Below are 18,079 nucleotides of genomic sequence, written 5' to 3' on the forward strand. Positions count from 1 at the left end.
TGATCGTGGCTCGCGACCAGCGCCAGACTGCGCACGGTCTGGTACTGGAACAGGTCACGCGGGCTGATACGGATCCCGGCCTGTCGCGCACGGCTGACCACTTGAATCGAGATGATCGAATCGCCGCCCAGCTCGAAGAAGTTGTCTTCGAGGCCGACGCGGTCGAGGCCGAGCACAGCTTCCCAGATCGCCGCGAGGGCTTTTTGCATGGCGTCCTGTGGCGCCACGAATGCCTGTTGCGGCGCGGCATCCGGTTGCGGCAAGGCCTTGCGGTCGAGTTTGCCGTTGGCGGTGACCGGTAATTTATCGAGGGTGATCAGGTAGGTCGGCACCATGAATTCCGGCAGGCTGCCGAGCAGCCACGCCTTGACCTCCTGCTGCCACTGTTCGTCGGCCTGCGCCTGCTCCAGCACCAGATACGCCACCAGATGCTTGCCGCCCTGCACCAGCACCACCGCCTCACGCACCAGCGAGTGCTGCATCAGGCGGGTTTCGATTTCGCCCAGTTCGATGCGCAGGCCGCGCAACTTCACCTGATGGTCGAGACGCCCGAGGTATTCGATCACGCCGTCGGCACGCTGCCGCACACGGTCTCCGGTGCGGTACAGGCGCGCGCCGTCATGAAACGGGCACGGCACAAAACGTTCGACCGTCAGCGCCGGACGCTGGTGATAACTGCGCGCCAGCCCGGCGCCGCCCAGATACAGTTCACCGGCGACACCGCTCGGCACCGGCAGCAATTCGGCATCGAGCACATGGGTGCGCAGGTTGGCGATCGGCCGACCGATCGGCACGCTGTCCGCGCCTTCATCGACACAGGTCCAGTGAGTGACGTCGATGGCCGCTTCGGTCGGGCCATACAAGTTATAGAGGCTGGCGTTCGGCAGTTTGGCGAAGACTTGCAGTTGCGCATCCAGCGGCAACGCTTCACCGCTGCAGACAATCCGCTTGAGACCGCTGCAGCTTTCCACGCCGGTCTCGTGGATGAACGCCTGCAACATCGACGGCACAAAGTGCAGCGTGCTGATGCCGTGGCGGTTGATGCTATCGATCAGTTGCAGCGGATCACGGTGCGCGCCCGGCGCGGCCACCACCAGCCGTGCGCCGGTCAGCAGCGGCCAGAAGAACTCCCACACCGACACGTCGAAACTGAACGGGGTTTTCTGCAGCACCGAATCACTGGCGTCCAGCGCATAGGCTTCCTGCATCCAGCACAAACGGTTGACCAGCGCCGCGTGGCTGTTGCCGGCGCCCTTCGGTTTACCGGTGGAACCCGAGGTGTAAATCACGTACGCCAGGTTCAGCGGATCGACGCTGACGTTGGGACGGCTGTCGCTGTAACGGTCGAGCAGCCCCGGCTGATCCAGGGTGATGACGTTTACGCCATCAGTCGGCAGCGCTGCCAGCAGCGCCTGTTGCGTCAGCAGCAAAGTGATGCCGCTGTCCTCGATCATGTAGGCCAGGCGCTCCTGCGGGTACTCCGGATCCAGCGGCACGTAGGCGCCGCCGGCCTTGAGAATCGCCAGCAGCGCGACGACCATTTCCACCGAACGCAGGGCACAGACGCCGACCAGGCTGTCCGCCTGCACACCCTGTTCGCGCAACAGATGCGCCAGACGATTAGCTCGGGCATCCAGTTCGGCATAACTCAGGGTCTGTTCGCCGAATACCAGTGCCGGTGCCTGCGGCGTGCGCGCGACCTGTGCTTCGATCAACTGGTGAATCGGCGTGTCGCTCGGGTATCGCGCGTGGACGTTGTTCCAGTCGTGCACCAACGTGCGCTGCTCGTCAGCCTCCAGCAGCGGCAACTCACCGATGCGCTGCGACGGATCAGCGACCATCGCCGTCAGCAGGCGCAGCCAGTGCCGCGCCATGCGTTCGATGGTCGGTGCATCGAACAGGTCGCTGGCGTAGGTCAGCGCGGCGTGCAGCTTGCCGCCCTTCTCCCAGGTGTCCAGCGTCAGGTCGAACTGAGTGGTGCGGCTCTGCCAGTCGAGGCTGTCGAGTTGCAGGCCGGATGCGGTGCTGATGGTGGCGATATCGGCCACGTGCGGCTGATGGTTATACATCACCTGGAACAGCGGCGTGTGGCTGAGGCTGCGTTCCAGCTTCAGCGCTTCGACCAGTTGCTCGAACGGCAGATCCTGATGCGCCTGGGCACCCAGCGCGGTTTCCTTGACCGCCCGCAACAGTTCGTCGACCCGGGTCTGACCGTGCAGTTGCGTGCGCAGCACCTGGGTATTGACGAAGAAGCCGATCAGGCCTTCGATCTCGCCGCGATTGCGGTTGGCGATCGGCACACCGACGCGCAGGTCGGTCTGCCCGGTGTAACGGTGCAACAGCGCATTGAAGGCGCCGAGCAGGAACATGAATAAAGTGACCTGATGCTGTTGCGCGGTGCTGCGCAGTTGCTCGGCGAGTTGGCCGTCGACCGCGAATTCGTAACGGGTACCGCGATAACTCGGCATCGCCGGGCGCGAATGATCCAGTGGCAACTCCAGCACCGGGTGCTCGTCGCCCAATTGTGCCTGCCAATAGTCGAGCTGGCGCGCCTGCTCACCGGCTTCCAGCCAGCGGCGTTGCCACAGCGCATAGTCGCTGTACTGGATCGGCAGTGGCGGCAATTGCGGCGTCTGACCGGCGTCGAACGCGTCGTAGCAACGGATGAATTCGTCGATCAACACGTTCATCGACCAGCCATCGGAGACGATGTGGTGCAGGGTCAGCAGCAGCACGTGTTCCTGCTCGGCAAGCTTGAGCAAGTTCACCCGCAGCAAGGGGCCGACCGCCAGATCAAATGGCAACACCGACTGCTGTTCGGCGGCACGGATCACCGCCTGCTCGCGCTCACTGGCCGGCAGTGCGCTGAAGTCTTCCCGGGTAATCAGCAGCGGCGCGGTGGCCGGCACTTGCAGGAGACTGTCATCGGCCTGGCGCTGGAACACCGTGCGCAGGGTTTCGTGGCGCTCCACCAGACTGGCGAAAGCTTGCTCCAGCGCCGACTGGTTCAGTCGACCATTGAGTCGCACCGCACCGGGCAGGTTGTAGGCGCCGCTCTGCGGGTCGAGTTGCCACAGGAACCACATGCGTCGCTGCGCGTAAGACAGCGCCTGACGATCCTCGGCTGCGATGCCGGCGGGTATCGGGAACCGCGCGAAATCCACGCCCTCCTTGTGCAGGGCCGCGAGGAACATCTGGCGCTTTTCCAGGGGCAACCCGATAAACCGGCGAGCAAGTTTCAAGGAGTCTTCAGCATTCATTTCTCAGCATCCGGATCAGTAGGCAGGAAGCACAAAGGCACGTCGTCCCTATAAAACGAATGCAGACCGGAAAAATTAGCGGATGAGAACAACTGTCAGACAGACAAAACCCTGTGGGAGCGAGCCTGCTCGCGATAGCGACCTGTCAGTCAATGTTGCAGTGACTGATCTATCGCTATCGCGAGCAGGCTCGCTCCCACAGGGTCTCGGATGAATCCGCAGAATCGGTTTACACGACGGCCATCAGGCTGTGCCGACGATGATGGCCCTCCAGCTGATCCTTGATCACCTTGAGCACTTTGGCCTCATGCTCATGAATGAAGAAGTGCCCGCCGGCGAGCATGTCCACCGAAAAGCTGCCACGGGTTTCCTTGCTCCAGCCGATCAGTTGTTCGGTGGTCGCGCGATCCGCCTTGCCGCCCAGCACGTGCACCGGGCAGTTGAGCAACGGCCGCGACAACGGCTCGAATTTGCCGCAGAGCAGAAAGTCGGCGCGCAGGATCGGCAGGGTCAGGCTCATCAGCTCGGCATTGGCCAGCACTTCTTCGCTCGTGCCGTTGAGTGTGCGCAATTGATCGATCAGCTCGGCGTTGGTTTTCGGCTCGGCAAAACCGCGATCGTAATCGGCGCGCATCGTCGGCGCCGCCGTGCCCGAGGCAAACAGCGCCACCGGTTCCGGACAGCCCAATGCGCGCAGCGCGTGAGCGATTTCGCAGGCCAGCAGCGCGCCCAGGCTATGGCCGAACAACGCATACGGCGCCTTGAGATTCGGCCGCAATTCCTTGGCCAGTTGCATCGCCAGCGCCCGCATATCCGTGTGCAGCGGCTCGTCGAAACGTGCACCGCGCCCCGGCAGTTCCACCGGTTGCAGTTGCAGCCATTGCGGCAGTTTTGGCCGCCATCGGCTGTAGACCATGGCGCTGGCGCCGGAGTACGGCAGGCACAGCAGGGTCAGCTTGTTCACCCGGCTTTCCTCGAAAAATTTGTCTGTAGAGAGAAACGGATTACGCCCCCGGCAAATTAGTCGCGCGCCGGTAAATTGCGCCAACAGGCGCTCGTTAACTGTTCAGGCCAAAACCAATAATGAGGATTCACCGTGGACCTGCAGAGCATCCTGGGCAAGTTGTTCGCCAACGCCGGTGCCGTCGGCATCGAAGGCGTTTTCCAATTCGTGTTTGGCCCGCAGCAGGCCTACTGGTCGGAGGTCAAGGCCAGCAGCCGCACCGCGCCCGGACGCCATCCCAGCCCCGACGTGACCATTGAAGTCGCAGAGAGCGATTTTCTCGGGATCATGGGCGGCCGAGTCAATGTCGAAGAACTGTTCGCCAGCGGGCGCCTGAAAATCGGCGGCAACATGGGCTTGGCGACGCTGCTGCCGCAGATCATCGAGCATGCGATGCACGGTGGCGCAGTGGCGCAAAAGGTCGACATGAACAAGCGCTACCCGACCCCGCCACGCTTCAGCGAACAACTCACCGCCGGGCTGCCGGTGCAGACCCACATCGAGCGCCATGCGCGCGATGATTTGTCGGTCAGCGAATTCAAAAGCAAGTATTTGCCCAACGGCATCCCGGTGGTGATCAGCAATGCTCTGCAGGACTGGCCGCTGTTCAAGCTCAGTCGCGAGGAATCACTGGTGCATTTCGCCGAACTGCAGGGCATCACCCGCCACGGCGATTACGTGAAGAAAACCTTTTCCACCGAACGTGATTTCCGCTCGACGTCGATGGCCGAGTTCATTGCCTCGCTGGACCAACCGGCAGTCAAACGGGCTGACGGCGAACCGCCAGCCTACATGGGCAACAACATCCTGCCGGCGCAATTGCTGCAGCAGATCAAGTACCCGCCCTACTTCGATGCCTCGCTGTTCATCCCGCCACGCATCTGGATCGGCCCCAAAGGCACGCTGACGCCGCTGCACCGCGACGACACCGACAACCTGTTCGCGCAGGTCTGGGGCCAGAAGCAGTTTACTCTCGCCGCCCCGCATCACCGCGAGGCGCTGGGCACCTGGTCGACAGCGCCAAAGGGTGGCCTGGATGGCTGCGACTTCAACCCCGACGCGCCGGACTACGAGCGCTTTCCCGCAGCACGCGATGTGACGTTCCTGCGCGTGACGCTGGAGGCCGGGGATCTGCTGTTTTTACCGGAGGGCTGGTTCCATCAGGTGGAATCGGTGTCGACGTCGCTGTCAGTGAATTTCTGGGTGAATTCGGGACGGGGTTGGTAACCCATCCGCTGTCTGTGTGGATAACTCTGTGGCGAGGGGATTTATCCCCGATCGACTGCGCAGCAGTCGCAAACTCACCCGGCACGCTTCTTCTGAAGGAAAGAGCTGGCTGGATTTGGGGCTGCTTCGCGGCCCATCGGGGATAAATCCCCTCACCACAACAGCTCATCAATGCCGGGTTATTTCAGGTGCCGATAACTCTGAAACGCCGACGCCAACACCACCGCCCCCGCCACAATCGCCAGCCAGAATCCGCTGCGTGCACCGAAAGCATCCACCAGAGCGCCCGAGCCGGCGGCGCCGATCGCCACGCCGATGCTCAAACCCGTCACCAGCCAGGTCAGGCCTTCGGTCAGTTTGGCCGGCGGCACGATGCGCTCGATCAACGCCATCGCCACAATCAGCGTCGGCGAGAAGAACAATCCCGCGACAAACACCGCCAGCGACAAACCGAAAATATTGCTCGCCAGCAACAGCGGCAGCGTGGTCACCGCCGTCGCCACGCCGCCGTACAGAAACAGGCGCGGCAACGGCAGTTTCGAACGCATCGCGCCAAACGCGATACCGGCCAGACACGAGCCGATGGCGTACACCGACAACACGATGCTCGCCGCCGCCGGCTGGCCCTGCTGCTGGGCGAAGGCGACGCTGACCACATCGACCACACCCACGATAATGCCCATGGCAAGCATCAACGCCAGTAGCCATTGCACGTCGGTCGAGCGAATGATCGAACCCTGATGCTGTGATTCCTGCGGGTGCACCGCCGGCTCGGTGCTGCGCTGAGCAACAAACGCGGTCACACCAATCGCCAGTGCCAGCAGCGCCGCCAGCGGCCCAGCCTCGGGAAACGCCACCACGCACAAACCCACCGACAGCGGCGGGCCGACGATGAAACAGACTTCATCGAGCACCGATTCCAGCGCATAGGCAGTCTGCAATTGCGGCTGGCCGCGATAGATCTCGGTCCAGCGCGCACGCACCATCGCCGACATGCTCGGCATGCACCCGGCCAGCGCGGCGAAAATGAACAGCGTCCAGGTCGGCGCCTGCAAGCGGGTACACAGCAGCAACATCAACAGCGCCCCGCCACCGATCAATGCCGACAACGGCAGCACTTTGCCCTGGCCGAAACGATCCACCAGACGTGAGACCTGCGGCGCACAAAACGCCGTGGCCAGGGCAAACGTCGCCGCCACCGCACCGGCCAGCGCGTACCCGCCCTTGAGCTGCGAGAGCATGGTGATCACGCCAATGCCGGTCATGGAAATCGGCATGCGCGCGATCATCCCGGCCAGTACAAAAGCCCGGGCGCCGGGGGCGGTGAATAATTCGCGGTAGGGGTTTGCCATGGGTACAGCCTCATCAGGGGCCGCCAAGTTGCCATAAAGGTTGATGAGCGTGGAAGCGCACAATTGTTGGTGGAATGTGAAGGCCTTGAAGATCAAAAGATCGCAGCCTTCGGCAGCTCCTACAGGTGCTTACATTCCCTGTAGGAGCTGCGGCACGCTGCGATCTTTTGATCTTTGCTCTGAACTCTCCCGGTCTGCAACCAGTCAGCTAAATAAGCCCTCAATCAAGGCACGACTTCGCATGCAAATATCCCTCGCCCGCCAAGTGGCACTGGTCACCGGCGCCAGCTCCGGCATCGGCCACGCTGCCGCCAAAGCGCTGGCCGCTGCCGGCGCAGCCGTCGTCATCAACTACAACCGTCAGGCGGAACCTGCCGAAGCGCTGGCGCAGCAAATCATCGCCAACGGCGGTCAGGCACTGGCCATCGGCGCCGATATTTCAAAGGAAGAGCAAGTCGAACGGCTGTTCGCCGAGACCCTCGACGCCTTTGGTGCGCTGGACATTCTGCTGGCCAACTCCGGCCTGCAAAAGGATGCGCCGGCGGTCGACATGACCCTGGAAGACTGGAACACGGTGATCGGCGTCAACCTCACCGGCCAGTTCCTCTGCGCTCGCGCCGCGCTGCGGATTTTCAATCGCCAGGGTGTGCGTGAAGGCGTGTCCCGCGCGGCCGGCAAGATCATTCACATGAGTTCGGTGCATCAACGCATTCCGTGGGCCGGGCACGTCAACTATGCGGCGTCCAAGGGCGGCGTCGATCAGTTGATGCAGACCCTCGCCCAGGAAGTCAGCCATCAGCGCATCCGTATCAACGGCATTGCGCCGGGGGCGATTCGCACGGCGATCAATCAGGACGCCACCGAAGGCGCCACCGGCGAAAAGCTGCTGGAGCTGATCCCTTACGGTCGCATCGGCGATGTCGAGGACATCGCCAACGCGGTGGTGTTTCTCGCTTCCGACGCCGCCGACTACATCGTCGGCACCACCCTGTTCATCGACGGCGGCATGAGTCTTTATCCGGAGTTTCGTGGCAATGGCTGAGCATCATCCTGAACGACAAAGCCCGATCGACGCCCACGGCATCATCGGCGACCTGCGCAGTGCCGCACTGGTCAACGACAGGGGCAGCGTGGATTTTTTCTGCTGGCCGGAATTCGACAGCCCGTCGATCTTCTGTTCGCTGCTCGACACGCCGGAGGCGGGGATTTTCCAGCTCGCCCCGGACTTGCCCGATGCCCGGCGCGAGCAGATCTACCTGCCGGACACCAACGTTCTGCAAACGCGCTGGCTCAGCGAACAGGCCGTGGTGGAAATCACCGATCTGCTGCCGATCGGCGACAGCGTTGATGACCTGCCGCTGCTGATGCGCCGGGTGCGGGTGGTCAGCGGTGAAGCGACGTTTCACATGCGCTGCGCAGTGCGCCATGACTATGCGCGTGCCAACACCCGGGCGCAGATGGATGACCAATCGGTGATTTTCAGCGCCGAGGGCCAGCCATCACTGCGGCTGGTGACGGATCAGGCGCTGCACATCGATGGCGAATCGGCCGTTGCCGCGTTCAGTTTGAAGCAGGATCAGCACGCCGAATTTGTCCTCGGTGGCGCCGACGATCCGCGCTTCAAGGATGACGGCGCGAAAATGTGCCTGGAGCGCACGCTGAAGTTCTGGCGCGACTGGATCGGCCAGTCCAACTACCGCGGGCGCTGGCGGGAGATGGTCAATCGTTCGGCCCTCGCGCTGAAGCTGCTGACCTCGCGCAAGCACGGCGCAATCCTCGCCGCCGCCACCTTCGGCCTGCCGGAAACTCCCGGCGGCGAGCGCAACTGGGATTATCGCTACACCTGGATCCGCGACGCCTCGTTCACCGTCTACGCATTCATGCGCCTGGGCTTTGTCGATGAGGCCAACGCCTACATGGGCTGGCTGCGTGGGCGGGTCAGCGATTGCCAGGGGCATTCGACCAAACTCAACATCCTCTATGCGATCGACGGCTGCCAGGAACTGCCGGAGACCGAACTCACGCACCTCTCCGGCCATGGCGGCGCGCAACCGGTACGCATCGGCAATGGCGCGTACGACCAGATTCAACTCGATATCTTTGGCGAACTGATGGACGCGGTGTATCTGGTCAACAAGTACGGCGACGCGATTTCCCACCAAGGCTGGAAACACGTGCGCGAAGTGGTCGACCAGGTGTGTGAGACCTGGCAGACCACCGATGTAGGCATTTGGGAAATGCGCGGTGAGCAACATCACTTCCTGCACTCGCGATTGATGTGCTGGGTGGCACTGGATCGGGCGATTCGCCTGGCCTCGAAACGCTCGCTGCCTGCACCGTTCGTCCAGTGGGATCAGACCCGGCAGGCGATCTACGCCGACATCTGGGACAACTTCTGGGATGAGGAGCGCGGGCATTTCGTCCAGTACAAGGGCGGCACCGCGCTCGACGGTTCGATGCTGTTGATGCCGCTGGTGCGCTTCGTCAGTGCCAAGGATCCGCGCTGGCTGTCGACCCTTGAAGCGATCGAAAAGCATCTGGTGCGCGACGGCATGGTTTATCGCTATCGCAACGACGACGCCAACATCGACGGTCTGACCGGCACCGAAGGCGCGTTTGCCGCCTGCTCGTTCTGGTACGTCGAATGCCTGGCCCGGGCCGGTCAGGTGGAAAAGGCGCATCTGGAGTTCGAGCAATTGCTGCGTTATGCGAACCCGCTGGGCCTGTACGCCGAAGAGTTCGACAGCAAAGGCCGCCATCTGGGCAACACCCCGCAAGCGCTGACGCATCTGGCGCTGATCAGTGCGGCGAGTTTTCTTGATCGGCGGTTGAGCGGGGAGAAGAGTGTTTGGCAGCCGTAATTTCGCCAGTGTCTGTAGGAAATATGCCGCATCAGCGCGCTTCGCCGGGCTAACCCCTACACAGAAGTAAACAGAATCAGATCTCCTGTGGTGAGGGGATTCATCCCCGATCGGCTGCGCAGCAGTCCTGATTTTTCCGGTGCATTTCGTCAACAGCACCGCGTTGCTTGGCTTTGCGCCTGCTGCGCAGCCGATCGGGGATGAATCCCCTCACCACAGTTTGGGTAGTTTGTTCCTGCTTCTTCTAAACAACACCCAGGCAAATCCCTCCCCCGCAACCTGCACTTACACCCTGAAATACCCTGTTGCCAGCTGTTACATCCCCCCCTACCATCCACCGCAACGGGCACAGCGGAGCTGTCCAATAAAACCCGAATTCAAGGAACCAGAATGACCCAGCACGTCCACCGCCCCATCGCCACGCCCCTGCGCACCGGCCTGACCCGCACCCAACTCTGGGAAGCCGCCGACAAAGGCCTGATCAAGTGCTGGGAAATCGGCCGCCAGCGCGCCACCCGCTTCCCCGACCTTGCGCAACAATGCCTCGCCGGCGAACTGCCGGTGCTCGGCTGGAAAGGTGGCGTGAGCCGCAGCCTGAAGAAAAACGAGAAATACGGCTCGCTGAAATACCTGGCGCAGTGGCAGGGGTTGCGTGGCGAGGATCTGGATATTGATCTGGGTGAGGAACGTTCGCTGACCTGCTCGCGGACGAAGATGCGGGTGACGTTTACCCCGGATCGGACGAAGTATTTCAATCAGGTGGCGGAAGCCGAGGCTTAAGGAGAAGCAACCCCGGCAAGTGACGCTTCACCTGTGGCGAGGGAGCTTGCTCCCGCCGGGTTGCGAAGCGACCCCATACTTCAATGGACCTGCTGCGCAGGCCTGCGGGAGCAAGCTCCCTCGCCACAAAGGAATGGTCTAGTGTTGCCTGACGCCCAATTGCTGTGGAGTCTGCCGTGTCTGACATTCAATGCGTATTGACACCGAACTTGGCCGTAGCCTTTGAACAGCACGGCCCGTCCAGCGGCGACGCGGTCATATTGCTGCATGGCTTCCCCTACTCGCCTCGGGCGTACGACGAAATCGCCCCGGTCCTCGCCGCCCACGGTTATCGGGTGATCGTCCCGTACCTGCGCGGTTACGGGCCGACTCGCTTCAACCACCCCGAAACACTGCGCTCCGGCCAGCAAGCAGCCCTCGCCCAGGACTTGCTGGAGTTGATGGATGCATTGGGTATCGAACACGCCACGCTTTGCGGTTACGACTGGGGCGGTCGGGCAGCGTGCATCGTTGCGGCGTTGTTTCCCGAGCGGGTGCGCGGGCTGGTGACGGGGGATGGCTATAACGTGCAGGACATCGCCAATTCGACCCGACCACTGGATCCCGAGACCGAGCACCGTTATTGGTACCAGTACTATTTCCACACGCCACGCGGCGTCGCGGGCCTGACGCAAAACCGGCAGGCGTTCTGTGAACTGCTCTGGAAATTGTGGTCACCAACCTGGGCACGCAACGCCGAACGTTATCCGCTGAGCGCACCGGCCTTCGACAACCCGGACTTCGTTGACGTGGTGATTCATTCCTACCGTCATCGCTTCATGTACGCCGCAGGCGATCCGGCGCTGCAATGGATGGAAGACGCGTTGATCAAACAACCGCCGATCAGCGCGCCGACTATTTCCCTGTGCGGTGCCGACGATGGGGTCGGTCCTGCGCCGGAAGAAGATGAAGATGTACACCACTTCACCGGTCTGTACGAAAGGCGCGTGCTGCCCGGTGTCGGCCACAACATTCCCGAAGAAGCACCGCAGCAAACGCTCAAGGCACTACTGGATCTGCTCCGGCACTGACCGAAAACCGCTCCCGGTACGCCTGCGGCGTCACCCCGATCGCGCGCAGAAAACTGCGGCGCAACGTTTCTTCACTGCCAAACCCGCAGTTGGCCGCAACCCGTTTCACCGGCAGCCCGGTGTCACTCAGCAAACGGCGGGCGGTTTCGACGCGGATCAGTTCGATGGCGCGGGCCGGGGTCTGGCCGGTGTCGGCGCGGTAATGGCGGACGAAGCTGCGTTCGCTCATGCCGGCCTGTTCGGCCAGGGTCGGGACGCCGAGGTCGCAGGTGAGGTTTTCGGCGATCCAGGCGTGCAGTTCATCAAAGCGATTTCCCTGATTCTGCAGGGCCAGGGTCACGCTGAATTGCGATTGCCCGCCGGGCCGTTTGAGGAACACCACCAGATGCCGGGCGACGTCGAGGGCGATGTCGCGGCCCAGATCTTCCTCGACCATCGCCAACGCCAGATCGATGCCGGCGGTAACGCCGGCCGAGGTCCAGACCGGGCCGTCGTTGATGAAGATCGGATTGGCTTCGACCTGCAGCTTCGGATGCTGCTGCGCCAGTTGTTCGCAGCGGGTCCAGTGGGTGACCACGCGACGTCCGTCGAGCCAGCCGCTCGCCGCCAACAGGAAAGCGCCGGTGCAGACCGAGGCCACCCGTCGACATTTCGCCGCATGTTCGCGCACCCAGTCCACCAGTGCCAAATCCTCCGCCGCCGGGTAAATGCCCCAGCCACCGGCGATAATCAAGGTATCGCTGGCCTGCTGCGGCAACGGTTCGGCCAGCACCGCCAGCCCTGCCGACGACATCACCGCCCCGCCCTCACTGGCGATCACCGACGGCGCATACGGCACCGGCAAGCCGCGCTGGCGGGCGATGTCGTTGGCCGAGGCGAACACTTGCAGCGGGCCGGTGACGTCGAGGATCTGCATGTTGGCGAACGCGAGTACGTGAATGGCTTTGGGCATTTGGCGTAATTCGTGGGGTTAATGGCGTATACGCCAGAACCTACGCGCCTACAGTGAAGCCGTCCACCCCTCAACTGGAGAAAAACCCCATGACGTTGCAGATCGGTTTTCTGTTGTTTCCGCAGGTGCAGCAACTCGACCTGACCGGGCCCTATGACGTGCTGGCCTCGCTGCCGGACGTGCAGGTGCATCTGATCTGGAAGGATCTGGTGCCGGTCACCGCCAGCACCGGCCTGCTGTTGAAACCGACCACCACCTTCGAGGATTGCCCGAATCTGGATGTGATCTGCGTTCCCGGCGGCGCCGGGGTCGGGCCGCTGATGGAAGATGAGCAGACGCTGGGGTTCATCAAACGCCAGGCGGCGCAGGCCAAATATGTGACATCGGTGTGCACCGGTTCGCTGGTGCTGGGCGCGGCAGGTCTGCTTAAAGGCAAACGCGCGACCACCCACTGGGCCTATCACGAACTGCTGCCGAAACTCGGCGCGATTGCGGTGCAGGACCGAGTGGTGCGCGACGGCAATCTGTTTACCGGTGGCGGGATTACCGCAGGCATCGACTTTGCCCTGGTGCTGGCCGCCGAACTGGTGGGAGCCGAGGCGGCGCAGTTGATTCAGTTGCAACTGGAATATGCGCCGGCGCCGCCGTTCAATTCGGGCAGCCCTGATACGGCACCGAGCGCGATCGTCGATGAGGCTCGCCTGCGTGCAGCACCGTCGCTGAAACTGCGCAAGGAAATCACCGAGCGCGCGGCGGCGAAGCTCGATCTGCGCTGATTCCTCAGCCACACACAGATCTACTGTGGGAGCGGGCTTGCTCGCGAATGCGGTGTATCCGTCGAGATTTTTATCGCCTGACACACCGCATTCGCGAGCAAGCCCGCTCCCACAATGTGTTTTGTGGATAGCCTCAGGTTGGGAGCCTGTCCCCGCATCCCGCCACAGCTTTACTTGTCCCGACGCCCTCACCCGTGTAGAAAGCCCTTCCACAAAATTCTGCACAAGGACTTTCGATGAAGGCGTTGCCATGGCTCTATCTGGCACTTCTCAGCCTCGGTTATGGATTGGCGTTAAGCTTTGGCCAACTCGGCTGGCTCGCGCTGATCTCCGTGGGACTATTGCTGTTGACCTGTTTCGCCGTGCGCCAACAGCAGGTGCCGGTGGCGCGCCTGTTGGGGCATGCCGTGTTCATCTTCCTCGCCCTGTCGCTGGCGCTGCACTGGTTGCCGGGATTCGCCAACGGCCGGGCCATTGCCCCACTGCGTTTCACCGACGACGCCGTGCCGTTTGCGATGTACCTGAATCTGGACAAACCCTTGATCGGCTTCTGGCTGTTGCTCGCCTGCCCGTGGATTGTCGCGGCACGCTCGCTGCGTCCGACGGTGTACGCCAGCGTCCTCGCCCTGACCTTGAGCGCCGTCCTGGCGCTGGGCGGCGCACTGTTGTTCGGCATGATTGCCTGGGCGCCGAAGTGGCCCGATCAGGCGTGGCTGTGGCTGCTGAACAATCTGCTGTTGGTGACGCTGGTCGAGGAAGCGCTGTTTCGCGGCTATATACAGGGCGGTTTGAGCCGCCTGTTCAAGCACCTGCCGCACGGCGACAACCTCGCTCTGCTGCTGGCGTCGCTGATCTTTGCCCTGGCGCATGTGGGTGCCGGCTGGCACTGGGTGTTGCTGGCGGGTCTGGCGGGTGTCGGCTATGGTCTGGCCTACCGTTTCGGTGGCCTTGCGGCGGCGATCGCCACGCACTTCGGGCTGAACCTGCTGCATTTTGCGCTGTTCACCTATCCGATGCTGGTCGCTTGAAGCAAGAGCGGTTTTGCGACGCCGTACTTATATCTGAAAAAAAACTTCAATAATTTCCTGACAGCGCCGACAACCTTTCAAAGCCTTGCGGATTGAAAAACCATGCGTAATAACCAGCCCATTACACAACGCGAACGGACTTTCCCGGCTCAGCAGCGGTTGATTTCCACAACCGACGCTAAAGGCGTGATCACCTACTGCAACGACGCTTTCGTCGAAATCAGCGGGTTTTCGCGTGAAGAGCTGATCCGTGCGCCGCACAACCTGGTTCGTCACCCCGACGTCCCGGCTGCGGTGTTTTCGCACATGTGGGGCACACTGAAACAAGGCTTGCCATGGATGGGCATTGTCAAGAATCGCTGCAAATCCGGTGACCACTACTGGGTGAACGCCTACGTGACACCGGTGTTCGACGGCAATCAGGTGGTCGGTTACGAGTCGGTGCGGATCAAACCCACCGCCGAACAGATCCGCCGTGCCGAAGCGCTCTACCAACGCATCAACCAGGGCAAGTCGGCAATCCCTTCCAGCGACAAATGGCTGCCGGTGCTGCAGGACTGGCTGCCATTCATTCTGGTCAGCCAACTGAGCTTCGTGATCGGCGCGACCCTTAACTCGCACTGGGGCTTTGCCCTCGCTGCCGGCTTGTCGGTGCCGCTGGGCCTGATGGGCCTGCAATGGCAGCAACGCGGGCTCAAGCGCCTGCTGCGTCTGGCCGAGCAGACCACCTCCGACCCGCTGATCGCGCAGATGTACACCGACAGCCGTGGCGCGCAAGCGCGTCTGGAAATGTCGATCCTCAGCCAGGAAGCGCGCCTGAAAACCTGCCTGACCCGTCTGCAGGACACCGCCGAGCACCTGACCGATCAAGCGAAACAGTCCGACGCCCTGGCGCACAACAGCTCCAGCGGTCTGGAACGTCAGCGCGTGGAAACCGAACAGGTCGCCACCGCCGTCAACCAGATGGCTGCGACCACGCAAGAAGTGGCGAGCCACGTGCAGCGCACCGCTGACGCCACTCAGGAAGCCAATCGCCTGACCGGTCGTGGCCGTGACATCGCCGGGGAAACCCGCGAAGCCATCCAGCGCCTGTCGGTGGTGGTCGGCGAAACCGGCCTGACCGTCACCCAACTGGCCAAGGACAGCGACGAAATCGGCGGCGTGGTCGACGTGATCAAAGGCATCGCCGACCAGACCAACCTGCTCGCCCTCAACGCCGCCATCGAAGCCGCCCGTGCTGGCGAGATGGGCCGTGGTTTTGCCGTGGTTGCTGACGAAGTCCGCCAACTGGCGCAACGCACCAGCGAATCCACCGGCCAGATCCATGCCCTGATCGCCAAGCTGCAGCAGACTGCGAGCAGCGCCGTGCAAACCATGGAAGCCGGCCATCGCCAGGCGGAAGAAGGTGTGGCGCGGGTACTGGAAGCGGATCAGGCACTGGTCGGCATCAGCGAAGCCGTGGCCAACATCACCGACATGACCACGCAGATCGCCGCGGCCACCGAAGAGCAAAGTGCTGTTGCTGAAGAGATCAGCCGCAACATCAGCAACATTTCGGAGTTGGCAGACCAGACCTCGGAACAGGCGCATAACTCGGCATTGCTGAGTGAAGAGCTGACCAAGACAGCGAATACTCAGTATTCGTTGGTGGAGCGGTTTAACCGCTAAAAGCAAAAGATCGCAGCTTTCGGCAGCTCCTACACCGATCACCTGTAGGAGCTGCCGCAGGCTGCGATCTTTTGACCTGGAAGCCCGGGCAGCGAAAGCGTCCGGGCTTTTTATTGCCAGTCTGAAAATGATGGTGCTTGGCAGACCGCATTCGCGAGCAGGCTCACTCCCACAGGGAAATGCATTCCAAATGTGGGAGCGAGCCTGCTCGCGAAGAGGCCTTCTCTACCAACGACGATCTCACTCAAGCAACGCAGACACTGCCTACAACTGCGCCAGAATGCGCCGACTGGTGCTTGGTGCAGCCAAGTTCTATCGTTTGCCGGTCGCTACTCAATCACGCAGATCGGCCAGCATGAATCCATACCCCACGCGAAAACCCCACAAACCGAAAGTTCGTGATGAACTGACATTCCTGGATGTTCGGCACGCCGCGCGTGATGGGCAGAAAGTATTCGATAAATATGTGATCTCTGGCAGGCTATCCACCACAAAGTAAATCAAAAGTTCGCAGCCTGCGGCAGCTCACCGATCACCCGTAGGAGCTGCCGAAGGCTGCGATCTTTTGACCTGGAAGCCCGGACAGCGAAAGCGTCCGGGCTTTTTATTGCCAGTCTGAAAGTGATGGTGCTTGGCAGACCGCATTCGCGAGCAAGCTCGCTCCCACATTTAGTCCTGTGTACGCAGAACCAATGTGGGAGCGAGCTTGCTCGCGAAGAGGCCATAACGGCCAGCGGAATTATTGAGGCAACCGCAGTTTGTCCAGCAATCGATTAACCAACAGCTCGTTCAACATGATCAGCTGTTGCAGCGCCAGCAGCGGATTGCCCTCCGGGCCACCGATTGAGTTGGCGATATTGCCAGCCATGACTTTGGCCAACGACAACGATTCGCAAGCCTCGGCGATCGAGAGGAGGTGCAGCGAAGCAAACCGTAGGCGCTGCCCCCCCGGATCGATCCCGGAGCGAAGGAACCCCGAGCTCCAGCGAGCGGGCCGAACGTTGGAACAAGCGTTTTTTTGCTTACTTTTGAGGTATTTGTCAAAAAAGTGAGTCGTCGTAAGGGCGAAACCTTAAGTGGCCGTTACCGCGGCAATGGATATTCACGCAGTCTCGGCAACGTTATTAGCTGACCAGCACATATAAGTCTGGTTGCCTAGCTGTCAGATCTGACAGTAGACGCACACCTGTTCAAGCGCATATCAAGAAAAACCGTAATTGCAGTCGGTTGTAACACCTCCTCTCAATCTAAAAGGCAGGTTTAACAATGACCACGCACGTTATGTTTCTCCCGAAAAAACTGCTCGTCAGTGATGACAGGTTTCAATGGAGATTGGGCGGTAAACGGAAAACAGCGAAATTCAGATCTTTCTATCAGGACGAGTTCTTGGGCGAGCGGTATTGGTCCATCAGTGGTGGAACAGGAAATTTCGACGATGAAAGCTATTTTTCGTTCTCCATGACTCTGCCCTACCAATCCGATGAGTCACTCACAGGCGTCTACAACTTCGACGACGGGCTGACATTTGTTCACAGCCATTGGATCCCTGCGCCGCCGGGATTTATCGGAATGGCTTCGGTGGACGCCGACTCGGCGATCCTCAGCGTTAAATATGATGCTGAAACGGATATCGCTACGGGATCATTCGAGGCCGTGTTCAAAAGTCATCGCTATCGCCTGAATCCCAAGGGGACTTTCACCATGACGAGACTGAGACCGTCGGATGCTGGCTAACTCTGACAGGGGTGCTCGCAGCAACTCCGGAAGAGTACCCCTTCAATGTAATTTGAAAGAATGACTTCTTGTAGGAGCTGCCGCAGGCTGCGATCTTTGATCGTGAAAAACTGGTTAGCGAAAGCCTCCGGGGTTTTATTGCCTGTTTGAAATGGATGGCGCGCGGAAGACAGCTTTCGCGAGCAGGCTCGCTCCCACAGTAGGGCCGGGTACTTCAGTAAGGAATTGGTCGGCTGTCAGGCCGCCTTCACGAGCAAGCCCGCTCCCACAGGAATTGCGTGCAGTCAGTAAGAGAATAGTCGGCTGTCAGGCCGCCTTCGCGAGCAAGCCCGCTCCCACAGGGATTGCGTGCAGTCAGTAAGAGAATA

Annotated in this window: 14 protein-coding genes (1 of these 14 cut by a window edge); 9 read left to right on the forward strand and 5 right to left on the reverse strand. The window is 61.3% G+C overall.

Annotation, left to right across the window (positions count from 1 at the left end):
* Nucleotides 1-3,260, reverse strand: partial view of a non-ribosomal peptide synthetase gene (locus tag H043_RS0125325; RefSeq protein WP_027614201.1) — the beginning only. 9,061 nt of this gene lie to the left of the window's left edge; 3,260 of the gene's 12,321 nt are visible here — the first part of the coding sequence; its start codon is at nucleotides 3,258-3,260; its stop codon lies beyond the left edge, outside the window.
* A gap of 229 nt (nucleotides 3,261-3,489) precedes the next feature.
* Nucleotides 3,490-4,224 carry a thioesterase II family protein gene (locus H043_RS0125330; protein WP_027614202.1) on the reverse strand — a complete coding sequence of 245 codons (735 nt, stop codon included), beginning with the start codon at nucleotides 4,222-4,224 and terminating at the stop codon, nucleotides 3,490-3,492.
* A 132-nt stretch (nucleotides 4,225-4,356) separates the two neighbouring features.
* Between H043_RS0125330 and H043_RS0125335 the strand changes: the two genes are divergently transcribed.
* Nucleotides 4,357-5,490, forward strand: a complete 1,134-nt coding sequence (locus tag H043_RS0125335) for a cupin-like domain-containing protein (protein ID WP_027614203.1) — start codon at nucleotides 4,357-4,359, stop codon at nucleotides 5,488-5,490.
* Between the two features lie 179 nt (nucleotides 5,491-5,669).
* Here the strand turns inward: H043_RS0125335 and H043_RS0125340 are convergent, their stop codons facing one another.
* Nucleotides 5,670-6,842 carry an MFS transporter gene (locus H043_RS0125340; RefSeq protein WP_027614204.1) on the reverse strand — a complete coding sequence of 391 codons (1,173 nt, stop codon included), beginning with the start codon at nucleotides 6,840-6,842 and terminating at the stop codon, nucleotides 5,670-5,672.
* A 241-nt stretch (nucleotides 6,843-7,083) separates the two neighbouring features.
* Between H043_RS0125340 and H043_RS0125345 the strand changes: the two genes are divergently transcribed.
* From H043_RS0125345 to H043_RS0125360, 4 genes are all read left to right on the forward strand, one after another.
* Nucleotides 7,084-7,884, forward strand: coding sequence for a glucose 1-dehydrogenase (locus tag H043_RS0125345; RefSeq protein WP_027614205.1), 801 nt, complete (start codon nucleotides 7,084-7,086; stop codon nucleotides 7,882-7,884).
* Nucleotides 7,877-9,703, forward strand: coding sequence for a glycoside hydrolase family 15 protein (locus H043_RS0125350; RefSeq protein WP_027614206.1), 1,827 nt, complete (start codon nucleotides 7,877-7,879; stop codon nucleotides 9,701-9,703). The genes H043_RS0125345 and H043_RS0125350 overlap by 8 nt, the downstream gene beginning before the upstream one ends.
* 390 nt (nucleotides 9,704-10,093) lie before the next feature.
* Entirely contained in the window at nucleotides 10,094-10,483 is a 390-nt protein-coding gene (locus H043_RS0125355) for a hypothetical protein (RefSeq protein ID WP_027614207.1), read from the forward strand.
* A gap of 176 nt (nucleotides 10,484-10,659) precedes the next feature.
* Nucleotides 10,660-11,553 (forward strand): alpha/beta fold hydrolase, encoded by an 894-nt coding sequence (locus tag H043_RS0125360; RefSeq protein WP_027614208.1) that lies wholly within the window; start codon nucleotides 10,660-10,662, stop codon nucleotides 11,551-11,553.
* Here the strand turns inward: H043_RS0125360 and H043_RS0125365 are convergent.
* Complete coding sequence (locus H043_RS0125365) at nucleotides 11,522-12,505, reverse strand: GlxA family transcriptional regulator (RefSeq protein WP_027614209.1); 984 nt, start codon at nucleotides 12,503-12,505, stop codon at nucleotides 11,522-11,524. The two genes, H043_RS0125360 and H043_RS0125365, sit on opposite strands and share 32 nt — an antisense overlap.
* 89 nt (nucleotides 12,506-12,594) lie before the next feature.
* Between H043_RS0125365 and inhA the strand changes: the two genes are divergently transcribed.
* From inhA to H043_RS0125380, 3 genes are all read left to right on the forward strand, one after another.
* Nucleotides 12,595-13,281, forward strand: a complete 687-nt coding sequence (gene inhA, locus H043_RS0125370; protein WP_027614210.1) for an isonitrile hydratase — start codon at nucleotides 12,595-12,597, stop codon at nucleotides 13,279-13,281.
* A 236-nt stretch (nucleotides 13,282-13,517) separates the two neighbouring features.
* Nucleotides 13,518-14,309 (forward strand): CPBP family intramembrane glutamic endopeptidase, encoded by a 792-nt coding sequence (locus H043_RS0125375; RefSeq protein WP_027614211.1) that lies wholly within the window; start codon nucleotides 13,518-13,520, stop codon nucleotides 14,307-14,309.
* 102 nt (nucleotides 14,310-14,411) lie between these two features.
* Nucleotides 14,412-15,977, forward strand: a complete 1,566-nt coding sequence (locus tag H043_RS0125380) for a PAS domain-containing methyl-accepting chemotaxis protein (protein ID WP_003223402.1) — start codon at nucleotides 14,412-14,414, stop codon at nucleotides 15,975-15,977.
* A gap of 739 nt (nucleotides 15,978-16,716) precedes the next feature.
* On the opposite strand, the gene H043_RS30850 is transcribed toward H043_RS0125380, so the two are convergent.
* Nucleotides 16,717-16,845: a hypothetical protein gene (locus tag H043_RS30850; RefSeq protein WP_256214487.1), complete on the reverse strand. Its 129-nt coding sequence runs from the start codon at nucleotides 16,843-16,845 to the stop codon at nucleotides 16,717-16,719.
* A gap of 398 nt (nucleotides 16,846-17,243) precedes the next feature.
* Between H043_RS30850 and H043_RS0125390 the strand changes: the two genes are divergently transcribed.
* Complete coding sequence (locus H043_RS0125390; RefSeq protein ID WP_027614212.1) at nucleotides 17,244-17,711, forward strand: hypothetical protein; 468 nt, start codon at nucleotides 17,244-17,246, stop codon at nucleotides 17,709-17,711.
* Nucleotides 17,712-18,079 lie beyond the last annotated feature (368 nt).

Source organism: Pseudomonas sp. URIL14HWK12:I6 (assembly GCF_000514195.1).
Classification (GTDB): domain Bacteria; phylum Pseudomonadota; class Gammaproteobacteria; order Pseudomonadales; family Pseudomonadaceae; genus Aquipseudomonas; species Aquipseudomonas putida_A.